Origin of the sequence: Vulcanococcus limneticus LL (genome assembly GCF_002252705.1) — a bacterium.
Taxonomy (GTDB): domain Bacteria; phylum Cyanobacteriota; class Cyanobacteriia; order PCC-6307; family Cyanobiaceae; genus Vulcanococcus; species Vulcanococcus limneticus.
Genome location: NZ_NQLA01000026.1, coordinates 17,010 through 37,047 on the forward strand (window position 1 = coordinate 17,010; position 20,038 = coordinate 37,047).

24 protein-coding genes are annotated in these 20,038 nt (G+C 71.5%); 13 read left to right on the forward strand and 11 right to left on the reverse strand.

From position 1 onward, the window contains the following. Window positions 1–8: 8 nt before the first annotated feature. The gene (locus tag CJZ98_RS11045) at window positions 9–1,202 is read right to left on the reverse strand and encodes a GNAT family N-acetyltransferase (RefSeq protein ID WP_094591187.1); all 1,194 of its coding nucleotides are present in this window, start codon (window positions 1,200–1,202) and stop codon (window positions 9–11) included. A 78-nt stretch (window positions 1,203–1,280) separates the two neighbouring features. Here CJZ98_RS11045 and CJZ98_RS11050 point away from each other — a divergent pair, with 78 nt between their 5' ends. Continuing rightward, a complete protein-coding gene (locus CJZ98_RS11050) occupies window positions 1,281–1,790 on the forward strand; it encodes a hypothetical protein (protein ID WP_198537706.1) in 510 nt (169 codons plus the stop codon). Between the two features lie 42 nt (window positions 1,791–1,832). Here the strand turns inward: CJZ98_RS11050 and CJZ98_RS11055 are convergent, their stop codons facing one another. Both CJZ98_RS11055 and CJZ98_RS11060 read right to left on the reverse strand, forming a co-directional pair. Then, window positions 1,833–2,534, reverse strand: a complete 702-nt coding sequence (locus CJZ98_RS11055; protein ID WP_232756404.1) for a RibD family protein — start codon at window positions 2,532–2,534, stop codon at window positions 1,833–1,835. A 4-nt stretch (window positions 2,535–2,538) separates the two neighbouring features. Beyond that, entirely contained in the window at window positions 2,539–3,489 is a 951-nt protein-coding gene (locus CJZ98_RS11060; protein ID WP_232756410.1) for a 6-carboxytetrahydropterin synthase, read from the reverse strand. Between the two features lie 200 nt (window positions 3,490–3,689). On the opposite strand from CJZ98_RS11060, the gene CJZ98_RS11065 reads away from it, so the two are divergent. After that, window positions 3,690–4,316: a shikimate kinase gene (locus CJZ98_RS11065; RefSeq protein ID WP_255082494.1), complete on the forward strand. Its 627-nt coding sequence runs from the start codon at window positions 3,690–3,692 to the stop codon at window positions 4,314–4,316. Here the strand turns inward: CJZ98_RS11065 and CJZ98_RS11070 are convergent. Beyond that, window positions 4,309–4,590, reverse strand: coding sequence for a chlororespiratory reduction protein 7 (locus CJZ98_RS11070; RefSeq protein WP_094591189.1), 282 nt, complete (start codon window positions 4,588–4,590; stop codon window positions 4,309–4,311). The two genes, CJZ98_RS11065 and CJZ98_RS11070, sit on opposite strands and share 8 nt — an antisense overlap. Before the next feature lie 178 nt (window positions 4,591–4,768). Between CJZ98_RS11070 and CJZ98_RS11075 the strand changes: the two genes are divergently transcribed. Continuing rightward, the gene (locus CJZ98_RS11075) at window positions 4,769–5,596 is read left to right on the forward strand and encodes a DUF6816 family protein (RefSeq protein WP_390625523.1); all 828 of its coding nucleotides are present in this window, start codon (window positions 4,769–4,771) and stop codon (window positions 5,594–5,596) included. Here CJZ98_RS11075 and CJZ98_RS11080 read toward each other — a convergent pair. Then, a complete protein-coding gene (locus CJZ98_RS11080) occupies window positions 5,536–6,246 on the reverse strand; it encodes a glutathione S-transferase family protein (protein ID WP_094591190.1) in 711 nt (236 codons plus the stop codon). The two genes, CJZ98_RS11075 and CJZ98_RS11080, sit on opposite strands and share 61 nt — an antisense overlap. A gap of 86 nt (window positions 6,247–6,332) precedes the next feature. Between CJZ98_RS11080 and CJZ98_RS11085 the strand changes: the two genes are divergently transcribed. From CJZ98_RS11085 to CJZ98_RS11105, 5 genes are all read left to right on the forward strand, one after another. Beyond that, entirely contained in the window at window positions 6,333–6,539 is a 207-nt protein-coding gene (locus CJZ98_RS11085) for a DUF751 family protein (protein ID WP_094591191.1), read from the forward strand. 2 nt (window positions 6,540–6,541) lie between these two features. Then, window positions 6,542–7,015 carry a 30S ribosome-binding factor RbfA gene (gene rbfA / locus CJZ98_RS11090; RefSeq protein WP_094591192.1) on the forward strand — a complete coding sequence of 158 codons (474 nt, stop codon included), beginning with the start codon at window positions 6,542–6,544 and terminating at the stop codon, window positions 7,013–7,015. A gap of 17 nt (window positions 7,016–7,032) precedes the next feature. Beyond that, window positions 7,033–8,694, forward strand: a complete 1,662-nt coding sequence (locus CJZ98_RS11095) for a glycoside hydrolase family 3 N-terminal domain-containing protein (protein WP_094591193.1) — start codon at window positions 7,033–7,035, stop codon at window positions 8,692–8,694. A gap of 106 nt (window positions 8,695–8,800) precedes the next feature. Beyond that, window positions 8,801–9,994 (forward strand): glycosyltransferase, encoded by a 1,194-nt coding sequence (locus CJZ98_RS11100; protein ID WP_094591194.1) that lies wholly within the window; start codon window positions 8,801–8,803, stop codon window positions 9,992–9,994. Between the two features lie 4 nt (window positions 9,995–9,998). Beyond that, a complete protein-coding gene (locus CJZ98_RS11105; protein ID WP_094591195.1) occupies window positions 9,999–10,823 on the forward strand; it encodes a uroporphyrinogen-III synthase in 825 nt (274 codons plus the stop codon). Between the two features lie 60 nt (window positions 10,824–10,883). On the opposite strand, the gene CJZ98_RS18820 is transcribed toward CJZ98_RS11105, so the two are convergent. From CJZ98_RS18820 to zds, 3 genes are all read right to left on the reverse strand, one after another. Next, entirely contained in the window at window positions 10,884–11,189 is a 306-nt protein-coding gene (locus tag CJZ98_RS18820; RefSeq protein ID WP_198537710.1) for a hypothetical protein, read from the reverse strand. A gap of 271 nt (window positions 11,190–11,460) precedes the next feature. Beyond that, on the reverse strand, window positions 11,461–11,907 hold the full coding sequence (locus tag CJZ98_RS11115) for an SRPBCC family protein (RefSeq protein WP_094591197.1): 447 nt from the start codon (window positions 11,905–11,907) through the stop codon (window positions 11,461–11,463). 133 nt (window positions 11,908–12,040) lie between these two features. Further along, complete coding sequence (gene zds, locus CJZ98_RS11120; RefSeq protein ID WP_094591198.1) at window positions 12,041–13,522, reverse strand: 9,9'-di-cis-zeta-carotene desaturase; 1,482 nt, start codon at window positions 13,520–13,522, stop codon at window positions 12,041–12,043. A 130-nt stretch (window positions 13,523–13,652) separates the two neighbouring features. Here zds and CJZ98_RS11125 point away from each other — a divergent pair, with 130 nt between their 5' ends. The 4 genes from CJZ98_RS11125 (at window position 13,653) to CJZ98_RS11140 (ending at window position 16,206) form a co-directional block, all read left to right on the forward strand. Next, window positions 13,653–14,111 carry a HesB/IscA family protein gene (locus CJZ98_RS11125; RefSeq protein WP_094591199.1) on the forward strand — a complete coding sequence of 153 codons (459 nt, stop codon included), beginning with the start codon at window positions 13,653–13,655 and terminating at the stop codon, window positions 14,109–14,111. A 70-nt stretch (window positions 14,112–14,181) separates the two neighbouring features. Continuing rightward, a complete protein-coding gene (locus tag CJZ98_RS11130; RefSeq protein ID WP_232756406.1) occupies window positions 14,182–14,649 on the forward strand; it encodes a tetratricopeptide repeat protein in 468 nt (155 codons plus the stop codon). Beyond that, window positions 14,646–15,905 (forward strand): lipid-A-disaccharide synthase-related protein, encoded by a 1,260-nt coding sequence (locus CJZ98_RS11135; RefSeq protein WP_094591200.1) that lies wholly within the window; start codon window positions 14,646–14,648, stop codon window positions 15,903–15,905. The genes CJZ98_RS11130 and CJZ98_RS11135 overlap by 4 nt, the downstream gene beginning before the upstream one ends. After that, the gene (locus CJZ98_RS11140; RefSeq protein ID WP_232756407.1) at window positions 15,898–16,206 is read left to right on the forward strand and encodes a hypothetical protein; all 309 of its coding nucleotides are present in this window, start codon (window positions 15,898–15,900) and stop codon (window positions 16,204–16,206) included. Before CJZ98_RS11135 ends, CJZ98_RS11140 begins: the two co-directional genes overlap by 8 nt. Here the strand turns inward: CJZ98_RS11140 and CJZ98_RS11145 are convergent. Beyond that, window positions 16,163–17,098, reverse strand: coding sequence for a TIGR01777 family oxidoreductase (locus tag CJZ98_RS11145; RefSeq protein ID WP_094591201.1), 936 nt, complete (start codon window positions 17,096–17,098; stop codon window positions 16,163–16,165). The genes CJZ98_RS11140 and CJZ98_RS11145 overlap by 44 nt on opposite strands. A gap of 144 nt (window positions 17,099–17,242) precedes the next feature. Between CJZ98_RS11145 and ndhO the strand changes: the two genes are divergently transcribed. Further along, window positions 17,243–17,497, forward strand: a complete 255-nt coding sequence (ndhO, locus tag CJZ98_RS11150) for an NAD(P)H-quinone oxidoreductase subunit O (protein WP_094591202.1) — start codon at window positions 17,243–17,245, stop codon at window positions 17,495–17,497. A gap of 44 nt (window positions 17,498–17,541) precedes the next feature. Here ndhO and CJZ98_RS11155 read toward each other — a convergent pair whose 3' ends face one another. Beyond that, window positions 17,542–18,210, reverse strand: a complete 669-nt coding sequence (locus tag CJZ98_RS11155) for a J domain-containing protein (RefSeq protein ID WP_094591203.1) — start codon at window positions 18,208–18,210, stop codon at window positions 17,542–17,544. Window positions 18,211–18,256: 46 nt separating this feature from the next. Further along, on the reverse strand, window positions 18,257–19,981 hold the full coding sequence (locus tag CJZ98_RS11160; RefSeq protein ID WP_232756408.1) for an iron uptake porin: 1,725 nt from the start codon (window positions 19,979–19,981) through the stop codon (window positions 18,257–18,259). Window positions 19,982–20,038: the final 57 nt, after the last annotated feature.

Genomic DNA, 20,038 nt, shown 5'->3' on the forward strand with positions numbered 1-20,038 from the left:
GCTCGATGCTACGCAGCGGGGCTGGGGGCATCTCCCAGGGGGAGCGGGGCGGCCGTGAAGGGCAGCTCGGCATTGATCGCCGCGATCTCCTCCAGCTCCTGGGCGTTCGCATCCGGCAACCAGCGGCGCACGATGGCCTCGAAGCGGGGATGCTGCCAGCGGTGCAGGCTGGCGTGGGGCCGGGCCACGAAGCCGCGACGACGCTTGTGGCTGCCGCCGGCACCCGGATCGAACTGCTGGATGCCGCGCTGGATCGCCCAGTCGATCGGGGCGTAGTAGCAGACCTCGAAGTGCAGGTTCTCGATCTCCTCGTCGCTACCCCAGTACCGCCCCCACAGCTCCTGGTCGGTGTGGACGCACAGCGACATCGCCACCGGATCGAGCGGATCGCCGCGGTGGGCGCTGAACAGCACCAGGTGGGGGCGCAGCTCGGCGGCGGCCTGGGCGAAGAACTCCTCGGTGAGGTACTTGCTGCCCCATGGCCCCCAGCGGGCGCAGTGCTGCTCGTAAAAGCTGTGCATGCGCAGCAACAGCGCCGGTGGAATCGCCTCGCCCACGATCGGCGTGACCGTGAGGCCAGCGGCAGCCACCGCCTTGCGCTCCCGCTTGATGTTGCGCCGCTGGTTGGCGTTGAAGCTGGCCAGGTAGTCGTCGAAATGGCGGTAGCCGTGGTTGCTCCACAGGCTCTGCTGGTGCAGCCAGGTGGCACAGCCGGCGGCCTCGGCCAGGGGCTGCCAGGTGGGATCCACGTAGAGGAAGTTGCAGCTGAGGATGCGGTGCTCGGCGCAGAGTCCGTCGATCAGCCGCAGCATCAGGGCCGTGAGCGCGCCCGGATCCTCGTCGGGGGCGATGTGGAAGCGGTAGCCCAGCACCGGGCTCACGGGGCTCATGCCCAGCAACTTGGGGTAGTAACGAAGCCCCAGCTGGCCAGCGAGCTGGGCAAACGACTGGTCGAAGACGAATTCGCCGTAGCTGTGGCCCTTGAGATACAGCGGCGCCACGGCGATCAGGCTCTCGCCCCGCCAGAGGCCCAGGTGCATGGGCTGCCAGCCCTGGCGCGGCGCGATGCTGCCGGAGCGCTCCAGGGCATTGAGCCAGCGCCAGGAGTAGAAGGGAAGCCCCGCTGCCGCCGTGAGGGCCTGCCATTGCGCCTCCGGAATCTCAGCCATCGACGCGTGCCAACGGGCCTGGAGTTCAGCCATGGGCAGGCGACGAACCGCCGGACGGCGGGGCAACGGAACCGGGCCGCAACGCTAACGAGCGGGACCCCGATCAGGCCGGTGGGAGGAGAACCCCAGGCCCTGCCACGGCTTCTGCTGCTGCCGGCACTGCTGCTGGCGACCGTGCCCCTGCTGGCGGCGCCACCGGCCCGGGCCGACCTGCTGGCCCCCCTGCTCGGCCTGCTGCGCCCCCAGGTGGAACGCCACCTGGCGGAGCGCTGCGAGGGCTGGCTCAGCGGTGGCGATCCCCAGCTCGCCGCCAGCCTGCGTCAGCCCTGTCGCCGGCTGGCGGGACCCGCCAGCCGCTGCCTGATCGAGGAGACCTCCCGCAGCGGCCGCAGCCTCGGCGTGGCCAGCGAACTGCTGGCGGGCCGCATCGGCAGTGACGGCGAAGTGGTGGTGAAGCGCTGTCTGGCCCGGCAGGTGGGGCTACCGCCGGACGCCCTGCTGGCGGTCCCCCTGCGGAATCTGGAGCGGCGCTTCAGTGGCCGCAGGCCGGAGATGCCAGGCCGAGCGGAGCTGAAGCCCGTGGATCCCGGAGTCTCCGGGGATTCCGAGCCTCAGCCCTGAGATCCCGCATCAGAACCACAGGATCCCCAGGGGCATCGGCCCTCAGTGCCGCCACCTCCCGTAGCGCAGCAGCAGTTCGCCATCGCCGAGGGGCCGCTGCTCCAGCAGCTCCCAGCCTCCAACCGGCAGGGCCACCCCCTCCGGCAGCCAGCTGTGGGGACCGCCCAGGAGCAGCGGGCAGAGGGTGAGCTGCAGCTGCTCAACCAGATCCAGGGCCAGCAGCGCACCGGCCAGCTCGGCGCCCCCCAGCAGCACCAGCCGGCCAAGGCCACTGGCGCCGAGGGCCGCTAGGGCCTCGGGCCAGGAGTTCAGGGGCCAGCTCTGGTCAAAACCGGCGGGCTCGGCCGGCGTCGCCTCGGGGGGCAGAGGCCACAGCAGGCCCCTCCGCAGGGGTTGGCCGAAGAAGGGCAGGGCCGGATCCAGCTGGCCGCTACGGCTCACGACAATGGCGATGGGCTGCGGGCTGCGCCCGGCACGGCGGCGCTGCTCCAGCAGCTCGGGCCGGCGGATCAGGCAGGTGTTGCCGTGCAGGCGCAGGGTCCGGGCGCCGATCAGGCAGCCATCGGCCCAGGCCAGGGCCTCCTCAAGCACGCGGCGATCACCTGCCCCTCCGAGCTGGGCGGGGCCACCTCCCGGGGGGGCCAGGCGGCCGTCGAGGCTCACGGCCAGCACCAGCCGGATCTGCGGCAGCCCTGGGGCTGGGTTGGAACCTGCAGGGTCGCGCGGGGAAACGGCCGCCGGCAAGGGCTCAGCCGGCCGCCAGGGCCTCGAGGGCCAGGGGCCGCATGCCCAGCTGGGGCGTCTCGGCGAACACCTCCGCCGCGTTGTTGGGGCTCTCCTGCAGACGCACCTTGTGCAGGGCGGCACCCGTGGCGGCGATCGGGCCCGTCAGCAGATCGGCGATATGCAGGGCGATGTTCTCGGCGGTGGGCACCGTCGTGGCGAAGTGGGCCACGTCCTTGTTGAGGAAGGTGTGGTCGAAGGGCTCCACCACCAGATCGTCCACCAGCTGCTGCAGGACCGCCAGATCGCAGGCCATGCCGGTGCGGGCATCGATTGGACCGCGCACCGTGACATCCAGCAGATAGTTGTGGCCATGGCCATGGGGCCGGGCGCACTTGCCGTAGATGGCGTCGTTCTGCTCGGGGCTGAGCTCGGGCCGGGCCAGGCGGTGGGCGGCGGCGAAGTGGGTGCGAATCGTCAGGAAGGCTTCCATGGCATCGCCGATCACGTCGGCCCAGAGCTTGTCGGTTTCGTAGAGGCGCAGACCCATCAGGGGGAGCTGCGGCGCCAGGCGCATCCAGATGGCGTGCACCAGGGCCTCGGTGGTGGGCAGCATCCCCTCCGGCCTGGAGAGGTCGAACTCCGGCCAGACCTCATTGAGGAAGCGGAAGTCGAGCTGGCCGGTCACCTCGGCGCGGATGGCGTGCTTCACCTCCGAGAGGTTGAGCACCATCCCATCGGCGTCGAGGCCGCCGCCCATGGCCACGATCAGCTCGTAGTTGTGGCCATGGCCGGGGGCAATGGCGCAGGGCCCGAAGCGGGCCGCGTTCTGCTCGTCGGTCAGCTCAGGCAGCCGGTAGAGGTGGCTGGCGCTGAAGGTGGCGCGGCGGGTGATGACGCAGGGCCGGCCGTGGCCATGCGGATGGGCGGCGGCGGGGGCCTCAGGCGCGGCGGGGGCCCCAGGGGGCGCCGCCATCACGGGCGGTGTCATGGCAGCGCAGGGCGTGAGGCAGCATCCTAGAAACGTCACCCACTGTCATGGCGGAGTCCGCCCCCGGCGCCGACCAGTCCGCGCAGGTTCTGCCCTCCACAGCGGCCGCCAAGGCGCCTGGCGACCTTGCTGGCGAGCTGCCTGGCCAAGCGTCCAGCGAGGGGCCCGGGGGCCTACCCACCGGCGTGCCCACGGAGCTGGCCCGGGGGCTGCGCAGGCGTCTGGAGGGGCTCAACCTCTATCTGGTGGGGATGATGGGAAGCGGCAAGAGTTCGGTGGGGCGCCCGCTGGCCGAGGCCCTCGGCTATCGCTTCCTCGACGCCGACACCAGCGTGGAGCAGGCGGCCGGCCGCTCGATTCCTGAACTGTTCGCCAGCGAGGGGGAGGAGGGCTTCCGGGACCTGGAGGCCGCCGTGCTCAACCAGATCGCGGCCTGGCATTCGCTGGTGGTGGCGACCGGCGGCGGCGTGGTGACCCGTTCGCAGAACTGGGGCCAGATGCGCCAAGGGGTGGTGATCTGGCTCGATGCCCCCGACCTGCTGCTGCTGGAGCGCCTGGCCGCCGATCCCACGCCGCGGCCGCTGATGCAGGCCGATGATCCGAGCACCCGCCTGGCAGACCTGCTGAAGGAGCGCCGGCCCCTCTATGCCCAGGCCGATCTCCACATCATCCAGGACGGCCGCCCGCCCGAACAGGTGGCCTGGCAGGTGCTGGAGGCCCTGCCCGGGATCCTCAAGCAGCGCCCGGCGGGGCCGCACGAGGCCGTGACGGTGCACAACGCCGATGGGGTGGCGACCCACTCAATCAACTGACGGGATCGCCGGTGGCGCCGGGAGGCTCCAGCCGGATCGCAAACCACTGGACCACCTCACCAGGAGTCAGCTCCAGCTCACAGGCGGTCTCCAGCAGCCGCTCGGCCCGGGCGCGGGAGTCGGGCAGGGCGGCCAGGTCGGAGGGCAGGGGATCGAGCCGATCCAGGTGGGCGGCGAGCCAGTCCAGGGTCTCGGCGGCGCTGAGCAGCTGCTGGGGGCGGGCCGGCTCCAGCAGGACGTAGTGGTCGAGCTCGCGGATCAGGGGAGCGGACATGCGGCTGACCTGGGGAGTTCCAGCCTGGCGGAGCGGGCGCTGCCCCTGGGGCGGCGCGCCAGGATCGCCCGAACCTCCGGCCCCTGCCAGACCTGCCGTGTCGATCCTGCTCTCGGCCCTGCGGCTCGTCGGGGCGGCAGTCCTGCACCTACGCCGGGCCGTAACGCTGTACCCGGGCCTGCCCATCGTGGTGTGCCTAGCGCTCGCGCTGGCCCCCACGGCCGCACCGGCCCTCGCGGCCGACGCGGCCTGGCTGGAAAGCCGCCTGGCCAGCTGGCCCGACTGGAGCCTGCCCGCCCCCCTGCCGCGCCCAGGCCACAGCGATCTGACCTATCCCGCCTGGTTTGCCGGCACCTGGCGGGCCCAAAGCCACGCCCTCTCGGGCCCGGAGCCGGACCTCAGCTACCTGGTGCGCTTCAGGACCGATCGACGCGGCGCGGTGGTGGGTGATCGGGCCTTCAACGCCGCCGCCATCGGCCAGGCCCTGCTGGGGGAGCAGCTGCAGGGGGTCCGCAACGATCCCCACAATCCCAACCGGCAGCTGGCCCAGCTCACGGGGGATCGCCAGCTGGAGTCCAGCGTGATCGGCCGGCGCAGCGCCGCGCCGGGGGCTGGGGGCCAAACCGGTGCGGGAGCCAGCCATGCAGCGGCGGCGGGATCAACGGCCCGGGAGCCAGCCGGCGTGTTCCTGGCCGATGAGCTCACCCTGCAGATACTGCACGGCCCCGGCGATCCGCGGGTCAGCCGGGTGGAGACCCTCAGCCGCTACCTCAGCCTGGGCCCAGGGCAGATCGAAGCCGAGCAGTGGCAGACGAGCTATGGCTCTCCAGCCGAGGGCCTGACGGCCTCCGCCCGCCATCCGTGGCACGGCAGGTTGGTGCTGGAGCGGCTGGCTGACGACTCAGCAGATGGGGCCCCAGATCCCTCGAGCGTCCTGCAGCCCGCTCAGGGACGCCCGACCTCGGCGCCGATGCGATCGCGCCAGGCGAACAGGGGCTCCAGCTGAGGATCGTCGGCAATGCCGGGGACGCCCCGGCCCGCCAGAGGGGCACCGGCGGCGGCCGGGAACCTGAGCAGCGACAGCTGGCCCGACACCGCCAGATCCGCCAGGGACAGCCGCTCGCCCACCAGGTAGGGCCCAGCCACCACCAGGGCCGTGAGTTGCTCCAGGTTGCGACGCAGCTGCTCCAGGCCGCCGTGGTCGATCACCTGGCCCACGCCGCTGAGCAGCGGGCCCGGCAGCGCCCCCACCAGGGAGCGCAGCGGGCCCGGCGTGGCTTCCGGCAACAGGGCGCCGCGCAGCACCGGATCGGCCGCCGCGGCCTGCACCAAGGCGAGCCGGGCCCCGGCGGCCAGGGCCGAGTCGGCCCAGTCTTCGAGCAGCAGCACCCGGGCCCGGGCGGCGGGATCGGCCGGCAGCAGCGGCGGCGAGGTCACCTTGCCCTCGAGGTGGAGCGCGATGGCGCTGGAGTCCGCGATCACCTCGGAGCCATCCACCAGCACCGGCACCTGGCGCTGGCCCGAGAGGCGGAACAGCTCCAGCTGGCCCAGCCCCGGGGTGACCTCGACCACGGCGTAGGCGAGCTGCTTGGCCGCCAGGATCAGCCGCACCTTCTCGCAGAAGGCGGAATGGCGGAACTGGTGGAGCTCCAGCATGGGGAACGGGCGGCGGATCGGCCGCCATGGCGACCTCTGGCGGCAGAGTAGCCAGCACAGACCAGCCGCCACGTCAGCCCAGCGCCATGAGGGACTTCTTCGTCAACGTCACCCGCTACCCCCGCTACCTGATCGCCTTCGGGCTCGGGGTGCTGAACTCCGTGGTGGAACCCCTGGCCCAGCGCCGCAGCAACCCGGTCACGGCGGTGTCGTTGATCGGTGCGCTGGTGAGCGGGCTGCTGAGCCTGGGCCTAATCCTGCGTGCCATGGTGAGCCCAGCACCGATCGCATAGGGATGGCACAGGGCAGGCGCGTCGAACGGGTGGCAGCGCTGATCCGGCGCGAGGTGAGCGAGCTGCTGGTGAGCGGCATCAAGGATGAGCGGGTCGGCCTCGGCATGGTGAGCGTCACCAACGTGGACGTGGCCGGCGATCTGCAGCACTGCAAGATCTTCGTGAGCGTCTACGGCAGCCCTGAGGACCAGCAACAGGTGCTGGCGGGCCTGCGGGCCGCCGCTGGGTATGTGAAAGGGGAACTGAGCCGGCGCCTCAAGATGCGCCGCACCCCGGAGGTGGTGTTCCAGCTGGATCGGGGCATCGAGAAGGGCACCTCGGTGCTGGGGCTGCTCAACCAGCTGGAGGAACGGCGCCGCGAGCGGGGCAAGATCCCCGCCGGCACGGACGAAGCGGGGAGCGAAGCGACTCCAGAGGCTGGCCCGGAAGGCAATCCCGAGGACAGCCCAGCGCCCATCAGCGGCGATGACGCCTGAACCGGGACAGCCGCGCCATGACCTCTGACCTGCGCCGCCAGGTGGCCCAGTTGCTCGTGGTGCGCGGCAGCGGCCACTGGAGTGATGGCCAGCGCCGCTACCCCCGCTGGGAGCTGCCCAACGCCGAGCTGCATCGGCTGCTGGATGCCGGCGTGGGCGGGGTGATCCTGCTGGGGGGCAGCGCCGCCGAGCTGCGGCTGCGCACGGACCAGCTGCGGCGCTGGGCGGATGGCCCCCTGCTGCTCTGCGCCGATGTGGAGGAGGGAGTGGGCCAGCGCTTCGAGGGGGCCAGCTGGCTGGTGCCCCCCCTGGCCGTGGGCCGACTGCATGGCCGCGATCCTCAGCGGGCAGCCGCCCTGGCCGAGCGCTACGGCCGCTGCACCGGCCGCCAGGCCCGGCTGCTGGGACTGAACTGGGTGCTGGGCCCGGTGTGTGATGTGAACAACAATCCCGCCAACCCCGTGATCAACGTGCGGGCCTGGGGGGAGGATCCGGCCACGGCGGGGGCCCTGGCGGCGGCATTCGTGCGGGGCTGCCAAGGCGCCGGCGTTCTGGCCTGCGCCAAGCACTTTCCCGGCCACGGCGACACCAGCACGGACTCCCACCTGGAGCTACCGCTGCTGCCCCACAGCCGCGCCCGATTGGAGGTGGTGGAGCTGCCCCCCTTCCGCGCCGCCATCGCCGCCGGCGTGGCCGCGGTGATGACCGCCCACCTGCAGCTGCCGGCCCTGGATCCCGAGCGGCCCGCCACCCTCTCGGCAGCGGTGCTCGAGGGGCTGCTGCGCCGGGATCTGGGCTTCAGCGGCCTGGTGGTGACCGACGCCCTGGTGATGGAGGCGATCGCTGGCCGCCACGGGCCCTCTGAGGCTGCGGTGCTGGCCTTTGCGGCCGGAGCCGACCTGATCCTGATGCCGGGCGACGCCAACGCCGCCATCGACGGCCTGGTGGCCGCCCTCGAAAGCGGCCGCCTGCCGATGGAGCGGCTGGAGCGGAGCCTGGGGCGACGCGCGGCGGCCCTGGCGCGGCTCGGCCCTGCCCCCCTGGAGCCAGTGGACGTGGCCCTTGACGGCCTGGTGTCAGCCGAGGAGCAGGCGTTGAGCCGAGAGCTGCTGGAGCTGAGCCTGGAGCTGGGCGGCACGCCCGACACGCTCCCGGCCGCCAAGGCCCTGATCTCCACCCCGGTGCCCCTGGCCCCTTCGCCAGCCCTCCCCGCCGGCCCTGGCATCAACCTGATCCGGCTGGACACGGCCCTGACCTGCCCATTCCTGCCCGCCATGGCACCGGCCCTGCTGCGGCCGACCGCCGCCGGTTACGGAGCCTGCCTGCTCGAGGGCCGCAGTCCCAGCCCCTGGAGCGGCGATCCCCAAGCCCCCTTGGCCCTGGAGCGGCTGCCGGCGGGGCCGGTGCTGCTGCAGCTGTTCGTGCGGGGCAATCCCTTCCGCGGCAGCGCCGGCGGCGACGAGCCCTGGCCCGCCGCCCTGGCCCAGCTGCTCGCGGCCGGACGGCTGGCGGGGCTGGCGGTCTACGGCAGCCCCTACCTGTGGGAGCAGCTGCGGCCGCTCGTGCCGGCGGGGATCCCGGCGGCCTTCAGCCCAGGCCAGATGCCCCAGGCCCAGGCTCTGCTGCTGGAGCGGCTGGGCCTGGCGGCCGTAGCCCTGGAGGGCGGCTTCACCGACTGAGGCCACTCAGAGGCAACGCTGACCCAATCAGCTGGAGCCGAGGGGCGCGGTGGAGGCAGGCCCACTGCCCCTAGCCTCGGGCCTGCCTCCCCGCCGCCGGCCACCCATGCTCAGCCTGTCGATGATCGTGCGCGACGAGGCGGAGCGGCTGGAAGCCTGCCTGCGCTCGGTGCAGGGCTTCGCCAACGAGCTGGTGGTGGTGGACACCGGCTCCAGCGACGACAGCGTCGGCATCGCCCAGCGCCTGGGGGCGACGGTGCACCGGATCCCCTGGCCGGGAGACTTCGCCCCGGCCCGGAACCAGGCCCTGGAGTTCGTCCACGGCGACTGGGTGCTGGTGCTCGACGCCGACGAGACGCTCCGCCCCCAGGCCATCGCGCCGCTGCGGGCCCTGATGGCCCAGCCCGACGTGCTGCTGATCAACCTGCTGCGCTTCGAACGGGGCGCGGCCCAGTCGCCCTACTCCAGCGTCAGCCGCCTGTTCCGACGCCACTCGGCCATCCGCTGGAGCCGGGCGTACCACGCCCTGGTGGACGACAGCGTGGCCGCGCTCCAGGCGGCGGAGCCCCACTGGCGTGTCGCCGACTGCCCTGAACCCGCCCTGATCCACGACGGCTACCGGCCCGAACTGCTGGCCGACGGCCGCAAGGCCGCCCAGCTGCGGCAGGCCATGGAGGCCGAGCTGGCCGAACGCCCCAACGACCCCTACGCCTGCGCCAAGCTCGGCAGCCTGGAGGTGAGCGAGGGCCGGCTGGCGGAGGGGCTGGAGCTGCTGCGCCGCGGCCTGGAGCACTGCCCGGAGGGCGCCCACCCCGAGCGTTATGAGCTGCTGCTACACCGGGCCATCGCCGAGGCCCCCAGCGATCCCCAGGCAGCCCGGCTGCTCTACCGCCAGGCGCTGGCCCTTCCGCTCTCGCCACGGCTCACCCTGGCGGCCCGCCTCAACCTGGCGGCCCTGCTGCTGCACCAGGGCGACCTGGCCGGCGCCGAGGAGCTCTGCCGCACCGCCACCGCCGTGGCCCCTGAGGTGGGCCTCGGTTGGTACAACCTGGGGCTGATCCGGCGCCGGGCCGGCGATCTGGCCGGTGCCCTGGAGGCCTATGGCGAGGCCCGGCGGCTCAGCCCTGAGCACGCCGAAACCCACCAGAACCTGGCGGTGGCGCTGCTGCTGGGGGGAGACATCGAGGGCTGCCGCGCCAGCTTCCGCCAGGCGATCGCGCTGCTGGCGGCCCAGGGCCGCGGCGCCGAGGCGGCCCAGCTGCAGGCCCAGGCCGGCGCGATGGTGAAGCTGGAGGCCTGAGCCGATGCCTGATCCAACCCCAGCCACCGCCCAGCACCTGGCCCAGCCCCTGCGGGGCCAGCGCATCGCCGTGACCCGGGCCGAACAGCAGCTGGGCCAGGCGCGCCGCCTGTTCGAAGAGGCCGGCGCCACGGTGCTGGATCTACCGGCCCTGGTGATCGGTCCCCCCGACAGCTGGGGCCCCCTCGACGACGCCCTGGCGGAGCTGGAGGACTTCCACTGGCTGATCGTCAGCAGCACCAACGGCGTGGAGGCGGTGGAGGCGCGGCTGCAGCAGCAGGGCCGCTGCCTGGCCGGCCGGCCGGCCGGGCTGAAGATCGCGGCGGTGGGCCGCAAGACGGCCGCCCGCCTGGAGGCCCTGGGCGCCCCCGCCGACTTCGTGCCGCCGGACTTCGTGGCCGACAGCCTGATCGAGCACTTCCCGGTGTCGGGCTGGGGGCAGCGGCTGCTGCTGCCGCGGGTGCAGAGCGGCGGCCGCACCCTGCTGGCCGAGGCCTTCGGTGAGGCCGGGGCGCGGGTCGTGGAGGTGCCGGCCTACGAGTCCCGCTGTCCGGAAGCCCTGCCGTCGGCCACCGCCGCGGCCCTGGCGGCTGGCACGGTGAGCGCGATCACCTTCAGCAGCGGCAAGACCGTGCGCCACACCGCCAAGCTGCTGGAGCGCCAGTTCGGCAACACCTGGGCCGAGCGGCTGGCGTCGCTGGCCCTGGTGTCGATCGGCCCCCAGACCAGCCGGGTCTGCCGCGAGCTGCTGGGCCGGGTGGACGCCGAGGCCCACCCCTACGACCTGGACGGCCTGGTGGCCGCCTGCGCAGCCGTGCTCAGTCCCTGAGCAGGGGACCTCAGACGTTGAGGGCTGGGAACCCAGGCAAGGACTCCAGGCAAGCGCCCCTCAGAGCGAGAGGGTGAAGCGCTGCTTTCCCTGGCGCAGCGACAGCAGACCGTTCTGGACATCGATGGCGGCTACGGTCCAGCCAGGGGGCAGCATCGGTGGAGTACCGGAGTCCGGGCAGAAACCGCGGGCGCCGAGGCAGACAGGTCCCGCCTGACCATCCAGCTCAACCATGGCCTTGGATTGGCCAGAGCTGCGAATCACACCGTTGAATCGAAGCCCGTTCGGCAGCGTGATCAGAACTTTGCCAGGCTGAACAATCGGCGCGAAGGGGTCCAGGCGGCCCTTGGCCAGGGGGCCTACCACCTGCTGGGGCGATGGCAGCGGCGTGAAGCCTGGGGTGATCGATGCTGAGGCCGGCAGGGGCTTCGCCGGAGCTGGCGGCGGGGGCGGGGCTGCGGGCACCGCGGAGACATCGGCGGCCGGGGGCGACCCACCACAGCCAGCCAGGAGCAACAGGGTCAAGGCGCCCAGCAGGCTCTGCGCCCGTCGTGGGACCAGCCGTGCCCCCGGCCCTTGCGGGACCGCGGTTGCGCGGCGCGGGGTTCCCCAGCCCGCGTGTGTCGCTGCCCTCGTCTCAGCCCTTGCCATAGCCGCTTTCCACCAGATCGCGGAACCGATCGAGGTTCGCCTGGAGTTCCTTGGTCACAATCCCCCCCAGGATGCTGGGATCCATCAGCGGGGCAAGTACCCCGGGCAGCTCGTAGCTCACCGTGAGCTTCACGGTGGTGGCGTCCGGGCCCTGGGGGTAGAAGCGCACGGCCCCCTTGGTGGGCAGCCCCCCCACCGATTCCCAGTGGAGCTGCTGGGCCTCCACCCGCTGGGTGATCCGGGCCTTCCAGTGGAAGCGGAAGCCCTGGGCCGCGAGGGTCCAGTCGGTGAGGTCGGGATCGTCGAGGGTCACCACCGACTCGATCCAGCGCATCCAGCGGGGCATGGCCTCCAGATCAGCCCAGACGGTCCAGACCCGATCGGCCGGGGCCTGGATCTCGGTGGTGACGCTGTGCTCGAGCCAACGGCCCATGGGAGGAGGTGCGGGGGGATCGAACGGAGGGGGCTAGATCAGCGGCGCGCAGATCGGCGCGAGAGCTCTGTGGGGGCGGGGGCAGTGGGCGTGGGGGCGGTGGGAGTGGGGGCGGTGGGAGTGGGGGCGTGGATCAGTGGGCAAGCACCGCCTGGCCGGCCAGGGTGACGGGACGATCCAGGATCGCTGCCGCGGCCAGGCGGCCGCTCATGGTCGCACCTTCCATCGAATCGATGTAGTCCTGCTTCGTATAGCTGCCGGCCAGGAAGAAGTTGGCCACCGGCGTGCGCTGATCCGGCCGGTAGGGCTCCATACCAGGCGCTTCGCGATACAGCGACTGGGCCAGCTTGACGACGTTGCTCCACACCAGCGTGAGGCCGGCGGCCGAGGGGAACAGGCGCCGCACCTGGGCATCGGTGGCGGCCACGATCTCCTCGGTCGTCTTGGGGATCCAGGGATCACCGGGGGTGAGCACGCACTGCAGCAGCGAACCCAGACCCGGCTTGCGGTAGTCAGCGGGGCTAGCCAGGGCCAGATCGGCGAAGCAACTGAAGTCGGCGTCGGCGGTATAGAGCAGGTTGTCGAGACCGGCAGGCTGGCTCAGATCGCGGCGAGCGGCCTGTGCTTCTGGGGAATCGCCCAGCTCGGTCACCCAGCCGTCATAGCGGAGCTGCACCGTGGCCACCGGCACCGCTTCGAGCTTGTAGAGGTTGTTGAACAGGCTGTGGCGGCGCCAGGCCTCGGGGATCATGCGCTGGATGCCGGGCACATCGCAGGCGGCCAGGTAGGCATCGGCCTGCACCTGGATCTCGCCCCCGGGGGTGCCCAGGGTGAGGCCGGTCACGCGGATGTCGCCGCCTGGCGCCTCTTCGTAGTGGACCTCGGTGACCCGATGGCGCAGGTGCAACTGGGCGCCCCGCTGCTGGATGAAGTCGAGGATCGGACCGGTGAGCCAGCGGTGTGGCGAGCCCTTGAGCAGGTTGAGCTTGGAGGCCTCGGTTTTCGCCGCAAACATCAGGAAGATGGTGAGCATGCAGCGGGCTGAGATGGCCTCGCAGTCGATGAAGCCCAGGGCATAGGCGATCGGATTCCACATCCGCTGGATGCTCTGCTGGCTGCCACCGTGCCCGAGGAACCACTGCTGGAAGCTGATGCGATCGAGGTCGCGGATCACCCGCATCGCGCCGTCGTAGTCGATCAGGCCGCGCACGATCGGACTGGTGCCCAGGGCCAGGGCGTTGCGCAGCTTGTCGATCCAGTCGAGCTGGGGGGTGGTGAAGAAGGCCTTGAGGCCGTTGAAGGGGGCTCCGAGAGCAAAGCGGAAATCGAGTTCGCGCAGATCACCGCCCGTGTTCACGAACAGGTGGGTGTGGGCCTTGGGCAGCAGGTTTTCAAAGGCCCCCACCTTGCGCAGCAGGGCGAACAGGTTGGCGTAGTTGAAGAAGAACACATGCAGCCCCATCTCGATGTGGTTGCCGTCCCCATCCACCCAGCTGCCAACCTTGCCGCCCATGAAGGGGCGTGCCTCGTAGAGATCCACCTGGTGGCCGGCCTCCACCAGATCCACCGCCGCCGCCAGACCGGCCAATCCCGCACCCACGATGGCGACGCGCACCCTGCTGCTCCCTGAGTGGGCACGACTCTATGGAGAGGCCTGCCGGCTGCGGGGGAAGGGGCGGGCGGGGAAACCGGCCCAGGGCCGGGGCAGGCTCCATAGAGTGGATCCAAACGGTGTCAGGCCAGCCATGACCAGCGAGACCGCGACGGCCACTGCGACCAACCCATCCGCAGCCACCACCGCACCGGCACCGGCGGTGGCCAACACCAGTCCACAGGCCACTTTCACGGCCCAGGGCGGCAAGGGCATCCTCGTGACCGAGCCGGCCATGAAGCAGCTGGCCCTGCTGATGGCCCAGCAGGGGGGCGGCAAGGTACTGCGGGTCGGCGTGCGCTCCGGCGGCTGCAGCGGCATGAGCTACACGATGGACTTCGTGGAGGCCAGCACGATCCGCGACGACGACGAGCAGTACGTCTACGAACCGGAAGGCGCCCCCAGCTTCACGGTGGTGAGCGATCCCAAGAGCCTCCTCTACATCTACGGGATGCAGCTCGACTTCTCCACCGCCCTGATCGGAGGCGGCTTCAACTTCAGCAACCCCAACGCCTCCCAGACCTGCGGCTGCGGCAGCTCCTTCGCCGTCTGAAGCCGGCGGGGCCCTCCAGCCTGCCGCCCGAATGGCAATCTGAGGGCACCGCACGTCCAACTGCAGCGCCATGACGGCCACCACGCCCGCCACGGGAGACGCCAGCTCCGACGCCAGCACGCCGTCGGCGGGGGCCTCCCTGTTTGAGCAGGCCATCGGCCGCTACCAGCAGGGCGCTCCCCTGGGCGAGGTGATCGACGACTTCCTGAGCATCACCCAGCAGGAGCCGAGGCTCTCGGCCGGCTGGACCTGCCTGGCCTGGCTGCAGCTGCTCGACAACCAGCCCCAGACAGCCCTGCGGGCGGCGCGCACCGCCGTGAAGCTCAACCCCCAGGACCCCCAGGCCCGCATCAACCTCAGCCTGGCGATGCTGGAGACCAATGCCAAGGGCGTGCGCGAGCACATCGATCTGGTCAAGCGGATCCGCCTGATGGCCCCCGAGCTGGCGGCCGAGCTGGATGAGTCGATCGCCGATGGCCTGGCCCGGCGGCCCGACTGGCAGGCCCTGGCGAAGGTCAAGGCCTGGCTGACGGCTTGAGCGCCCCCATCCTGCTGGTCAGCAACGGCCATGGGGAGGACCTCAGCGGTGCCCTGATCGGCAGGGAACTGCGCCGCCGGGGCCTAGAGGTGGAGGCCCTGCCGCTGGTGGGCCATGGCCGCGCCTATCTCCAGGCCGGGCTGCCCCTGCTGGGTCGCACCCGTGAATACAGCACCGGCGGTCTGGGTTACACCAGCGGCAGCGCCCGGCTGAAGGAGGTACTGGAGGGCCAGGCCGTCTACCTGGTGCGGCGCCTGCTGCTGCTGTTCCGTATCGCCCACCGCTACGCCCTGATCGTGGTGGTGGGCGACGTGATCCCGGTGGTGGCGGCCTGGCTGACGCGCCGGTCCGTGGTGACCTACCTGGTGGCCTATTCCAGCCACTACGAGGGGCGACTGCGGCTGCCCTGGCCCTGTGGTGCCTGCCTGCGCAGCCGCCGTTTCCGACGGGTTTTCAGCCGCGATGCCCTCACCGCCCGCGACCTGAGCCACCAACTGGGCCGGCCGGTGGAGTTTCTGGGCAATCCGTTTTTCGATGGGGCCCTGGCCCCAGCCGAGCCCCTGGACAGCCCCCCCTCGGCCAGCGGGCCTGGTGGGGAAGCGCCGCGCCAGCGCCTCGGCCTGCTGCCGGGCAGCCGGCTGCCGGAGGCCCTGCACAACCTGGAGTTGATGCTGCGCAGCCTGGAGCAGCTGGAGGCCCGTTGGCAGTCGCCCAGTCGCCTCGGCATCCATGCGGCCCTGGTGGGCAAGCTCAGTGGCGAGGCCCTGGCGCCCCTGGCCCAGCGGCTGGGCTGGCGACTGGAGCTGGGGGAGGAAGACCGGGGCTGGCTGCGGCGCGGCCCCCTGGCCGTGGGCCTGGAGTGGGGCCGCTTCGCCGCGGTGGTGCAGCAGTGCGACCTGCTGCTGGCGTCGGCCGGCACCGCCGCCGAGCAGGCCGTGGGGCTGGGCAAGCCGGTGCTGCAGTTAGCGGGCGCCGGGCCCCAGTTCACCGAGAACTTCGCCGAGGCCCAGCGCCGCCTGCTCGGGCCCTCCCTGAGTTGCGCCAGCGGCAGCCCCGGCAGCGAGCAGCAGCTGCGGGGCACCGCCCAGCTCGTGACGGAGCTGCTGGAGCGGCTGGAGCACGATCCGGGCTATCACGCCTCCCTGGTGACGAATGGCCGCGAGCGGATCGGCAGCCCCGGTGGCACCGCCAGGATGGCCGCCGACATCCGCACCGAACTGCTGGGTGCGGACCCGGCCACCCAGCCCCATGCCTGAGTCCAGTCCCAACACCGCGGCGGCCAACGCCGCCGCCCCCAGCGCCGCGACCAACCCTGGCCTGCAGCTGCGCCTCAAGGGCTGGCTCGACGGCCTGCTGGTGGCCGATGTGTTCCTGGTGATCGCTGGCGCCCTGTGGTTCGCCGTGGCGGTACTGCTTCAGGGCCAGGGAATCGGGGGGCCACTGGCCCTGTTCCAGAGCCTCTGGGAGCCCCTGTTCACCCCCGCCATCGGCCTGTTGATGGCGGCCGCGCTGGTCAGTGGGCTGCTGGGCTGGTGGCAGCGGCGAGGGCAGGGCTGAGCTCGGGGTAGCGGAAGGCAAAGCCCTGCTGCTGCAACCGGGCCGGCTGCACCCGCTGGCCCTCCAGCACCACCTGGGCGCCCTCCCCCAGCAGCAGCTGCAACACCGGCGCCGGCACCGGCAGCAGGCTGGGACGGCCGAGGGTGCGGCCCAGCTCAGCCGCAAAGGCCGCCATGGTGCAGGGGTTGGGGGCCACGGCGTTGAAGGTGCCGCTGTAGGCCGGATCCTCCAGGGCCGCGGCGATCAGGGCGCAGAGGTCCGTGCGGCTGATCCAGCTCATCCACTGGCGGCCGCTGCCGATCGGCCCACCGAAACCCGTGCGGAACACCGGCAGCATCTTGCCCAGGGCACCACCGCCTGGGGCGAGCACGATGCCGATGCGCAGGATCACCAGGCGGGTGAAGGCCGCCGCCTCGGCCGCCGCCGCCTCCCAGGCCTGGCAGAGCCGGCCAAGCACATCGCTGCCGGCTGGACTCGCCTCATCGAAGCGGCCCGTGAGGCTGGTGCCGTAGTAGCCGATGGCCGAGCCGTTCACGAGCACGGCCGGGGGCTGCGGCCTGGCCGCCAGGGCCGCCACCAGGGCGCGGGTGGTAGCGACGCGGCTGGATTCCAGCAGCCGCAGCTGGGCCGGAGTCCAGCGCTGCTCGGCGATCGGCTCGCCGGCCAGGTTCACCACGGCCTCGGCGGCCTGCAGGGCCTCCCTCAGCTCCGGGCGCTGCCAACTGGCTGGATCGGCGGGGTCGGCCTGCAGGCGCTCCAGCCGCGGATCGGTCACGGCGGGCAGGGGCCGGGGCTGGCGGCTCACCAGGCTGAGCTGGTGGCCCCGCTCCAGCAGCAGCGGCACCAGTTCAGCGCCCACGAAGCCGCTGCAGCCCACCAGCAGAATGCGCACGCCGAGACCGCACGAAGGTTGGCCGCAGGCTAGGAACCAACACAGGCCCCCAGCGCATGGGGCGGCCGAACCGGCCCGAGAGCACGAGGGCCAGACCAGACCCAGCGCCAGGGGCTCTAGCCTGGCCCCACCGCCCCCTTTCCCATGGCCGAGACGCCGACAGCGACGCCGAGCCCAGCGCCGACTTGCGCCCCCCTCAAGAAGGGCAGCCTGGTGAAGGTGAACCGGACCGCCTACGCCGGGAGCCTCGAGGCCGGCGCCAGCGATCCCGTCGCACCCGACTATCTGTTCGAAGGGCCCGCCGAAATCCTGGCCGTGAAGGGTGACTACGCCCAGCTGCGCTTCCGTCGCCCCGTGCCTGACATCTGGCTGCGGCTCGACCAGTTGTTGGCCTGCTGAGCCCGTCGCCCACGGAGGATCGCCACTCGACTCGCGCCCTGGCCTCAGAGTTCCAGCCGCCGGCGCTCCTCATGCAGCCGGGAACGACGACGCTTGGCCTCCCGCAGCATCTCGCGCCCGTCGTGGAGGTAGCTGTCCACGTAGCCCATCGTGTAGCGCTCCAGCTCGGCCAGGGCGTCCTGGACCTGACTGAGGCAGTGGTAGAGGCTCAGCCCAAAACCCTGGGCCGAAACCGGACAGGCCCGGGAGCGGTAGAGGCCCACCACCTTCTCCAGCCGGGCCTGGCTCTGCTCGAGGTAGGCGCAGAACACCTGCATCAGCTGATCGTCGTAGGGATCGGCCGACAGGGCCCGCAACTGGGCCGGGAAGGGGTTGATCACCTGGCCCAGCAGGCGATCAATCGGGGCGTAGACCAGCTGCAGCCACTGGCCAAGTTCGCTGTCCTGGTCGGCGGCACGGCGACGGCTGCGACCGGGGACCGCCACAGCCGGGGCCCCGGCCGCTGTGGTCCGCAGCTGGTCGTGGCGCCGCCGCCGATCCACATCGCGAAGCACCTCCCAGGCCGCATTGAGCTCCAGGATCGTGTGGTGATCACCGCCGGTGTCGGGGTGGTGCTGCTTCACCAGGGCGCGGTAGGCGGCCTTGATCTCGGCGGTCGAGGCCAGGGGCGGCACCCCGAGCACCTGGTAGGGATCAGGGGCAGCCTGGGGCATGCGGGAGCGCGGGTCAGCCCCCATCATCCGAGATCAGCCCATCGGGTCAGAACCGGAACGTGGTCTGGACGAGATAGCCGAAGCTGCTGAGGGTGCCGCGGTCGTTGGTGCCCGGGCCGTAGTTGAGCGTGTACTGGCCCTGGGGCCGGTTGAACCAGAAGACGGCCGGGGTCACGGCGATGTTGTCGGTCACCTGGAGCTTGTAGTACAGCTCAAAGGCGAGGCTCTGGTCCTTGGGCTCGTGGAAGTTGCCCACAGGCTTGCCACCGCCGCTGCTGCGACAGGCCGGCGGATTCCAGGAGACGCAGGGGGTGTCGCCATCGGTGTTGGTGGCATAGGTCGGCTGCCCGAAGGCCAGGCCAAGGGCATTGCCCTTGGCGAAGGCGTCCTTCCACACCAGCCCCACCGACCAGGATTGGCTGGCGGCCTTGAAGCCCCGTTCCCCGGCGGGCACGAGGGTGTTGCGGTCGGAGTAGGTGATTCGGTTCAGTCCCCAGCCGGCACTGATGGAGGGCAGCCAGCCACTGCGGAACGGCTGCCAGTATCCCGAGAGCGCAAAGGAGTCGGTGGTGCCGCTGTCGATTCCAGCCGTCGGCTGGATCTCCACCGCCACCGGGCTGCCGAGGTAGCTCACATTGCTGCCGCTGCGGGTGTAGGCAGCGCTGAGGTTCCAGTTCCTGCCGGTATAGGCCAGCTGCAAGGTGCCGCTGCCGGCGGAGCCGTCGGTGGCGATCCCCCCCTGGGAGGGATTGCCGCGATTCCCCTGGGCCGCCACATAGGCGCCACCAAAACTCCAGCCGGTGCTGCGGCCGGCCTGGCGCCACCAGAGGCCGGCACCGGCCCCCAGGTTGAGGTTGTAGGCACCGGGGGCGCCGGCGTACTGGAAGATCTGCAGGATGCGATCGGCCGTGTAGAGGCTGGGCCACACCGGCAGCAGATCATCCTGGCGAGCCCTGGCACCCACCACCGCGGTGAGGGCACTGCCGATGGGGAACTGGTAATAGAGGCGATTGATCACCACCCCATCCACACAGATGGCACCGGTGCCGCTGCCACAGCTCTCCTGGAAACCAGCCGCCAGGGCCGTGACCGGCGTGGGCTCGGCACCGAAGCCAGAGGTGGCGAAGTTGCCGGCCCGCAGCTGGGTGCGCAGCAGATCCTTGCCGGTGAAGCTGGTGTCGAAGTTGAGACGGACGTCGTAGTTGAAGGTGAGCGCTTCAGGCAGCGGAGTGAAGTAGGGAGCCGTGGCCGGATTGGTGTAATAGGGGCTTCGGGTGGTGTTGCCGCCGTAGTCGAGCCCACCGAGCACCATGCGGGCCTCACCGCGCAGCTTGGTGGTGGTGGAGAACTGGGTCGCCTCCAGCTCACCCACCTTGGCCTCCAGGCCATCCACGCGGCCTTTCAGCACGGCGAGTTCCTTCTCGAACTCCTTCATCAGGCGCTTCAGCTCGTCGGTCACCTCGGTGATCCGATCGAGGCAGGCGTTCAGGAGGGCGGCCGCTTCATAGCGGGTGAGAGCCTGCCGGCCCTTGAAGGTGCCGTTGGGGTAGCCGGCTACGCAGCCGTAGCGCTCGATCAGGTTGCTCAGCGCCTGGTAGGCCCAGTCGGTCGGCTGCACGTCCGAGAACTGGGTGATCGAGGTCACCTGCTCGAGACCAGCAGCGGGCTGCGACGGGTGGGTGTACTCCGGGAGAGCCCCAGGGTCCAGCGGGGAGGACCACACCCGTTCGGGCCGAACCAGATCGGCGGCCTGGCTGGCCAGGGGGGGCATCAGGCCGCCCATTGCCACACAACCCAGAACACACCGCAGCTTGGACATCACGGGCCA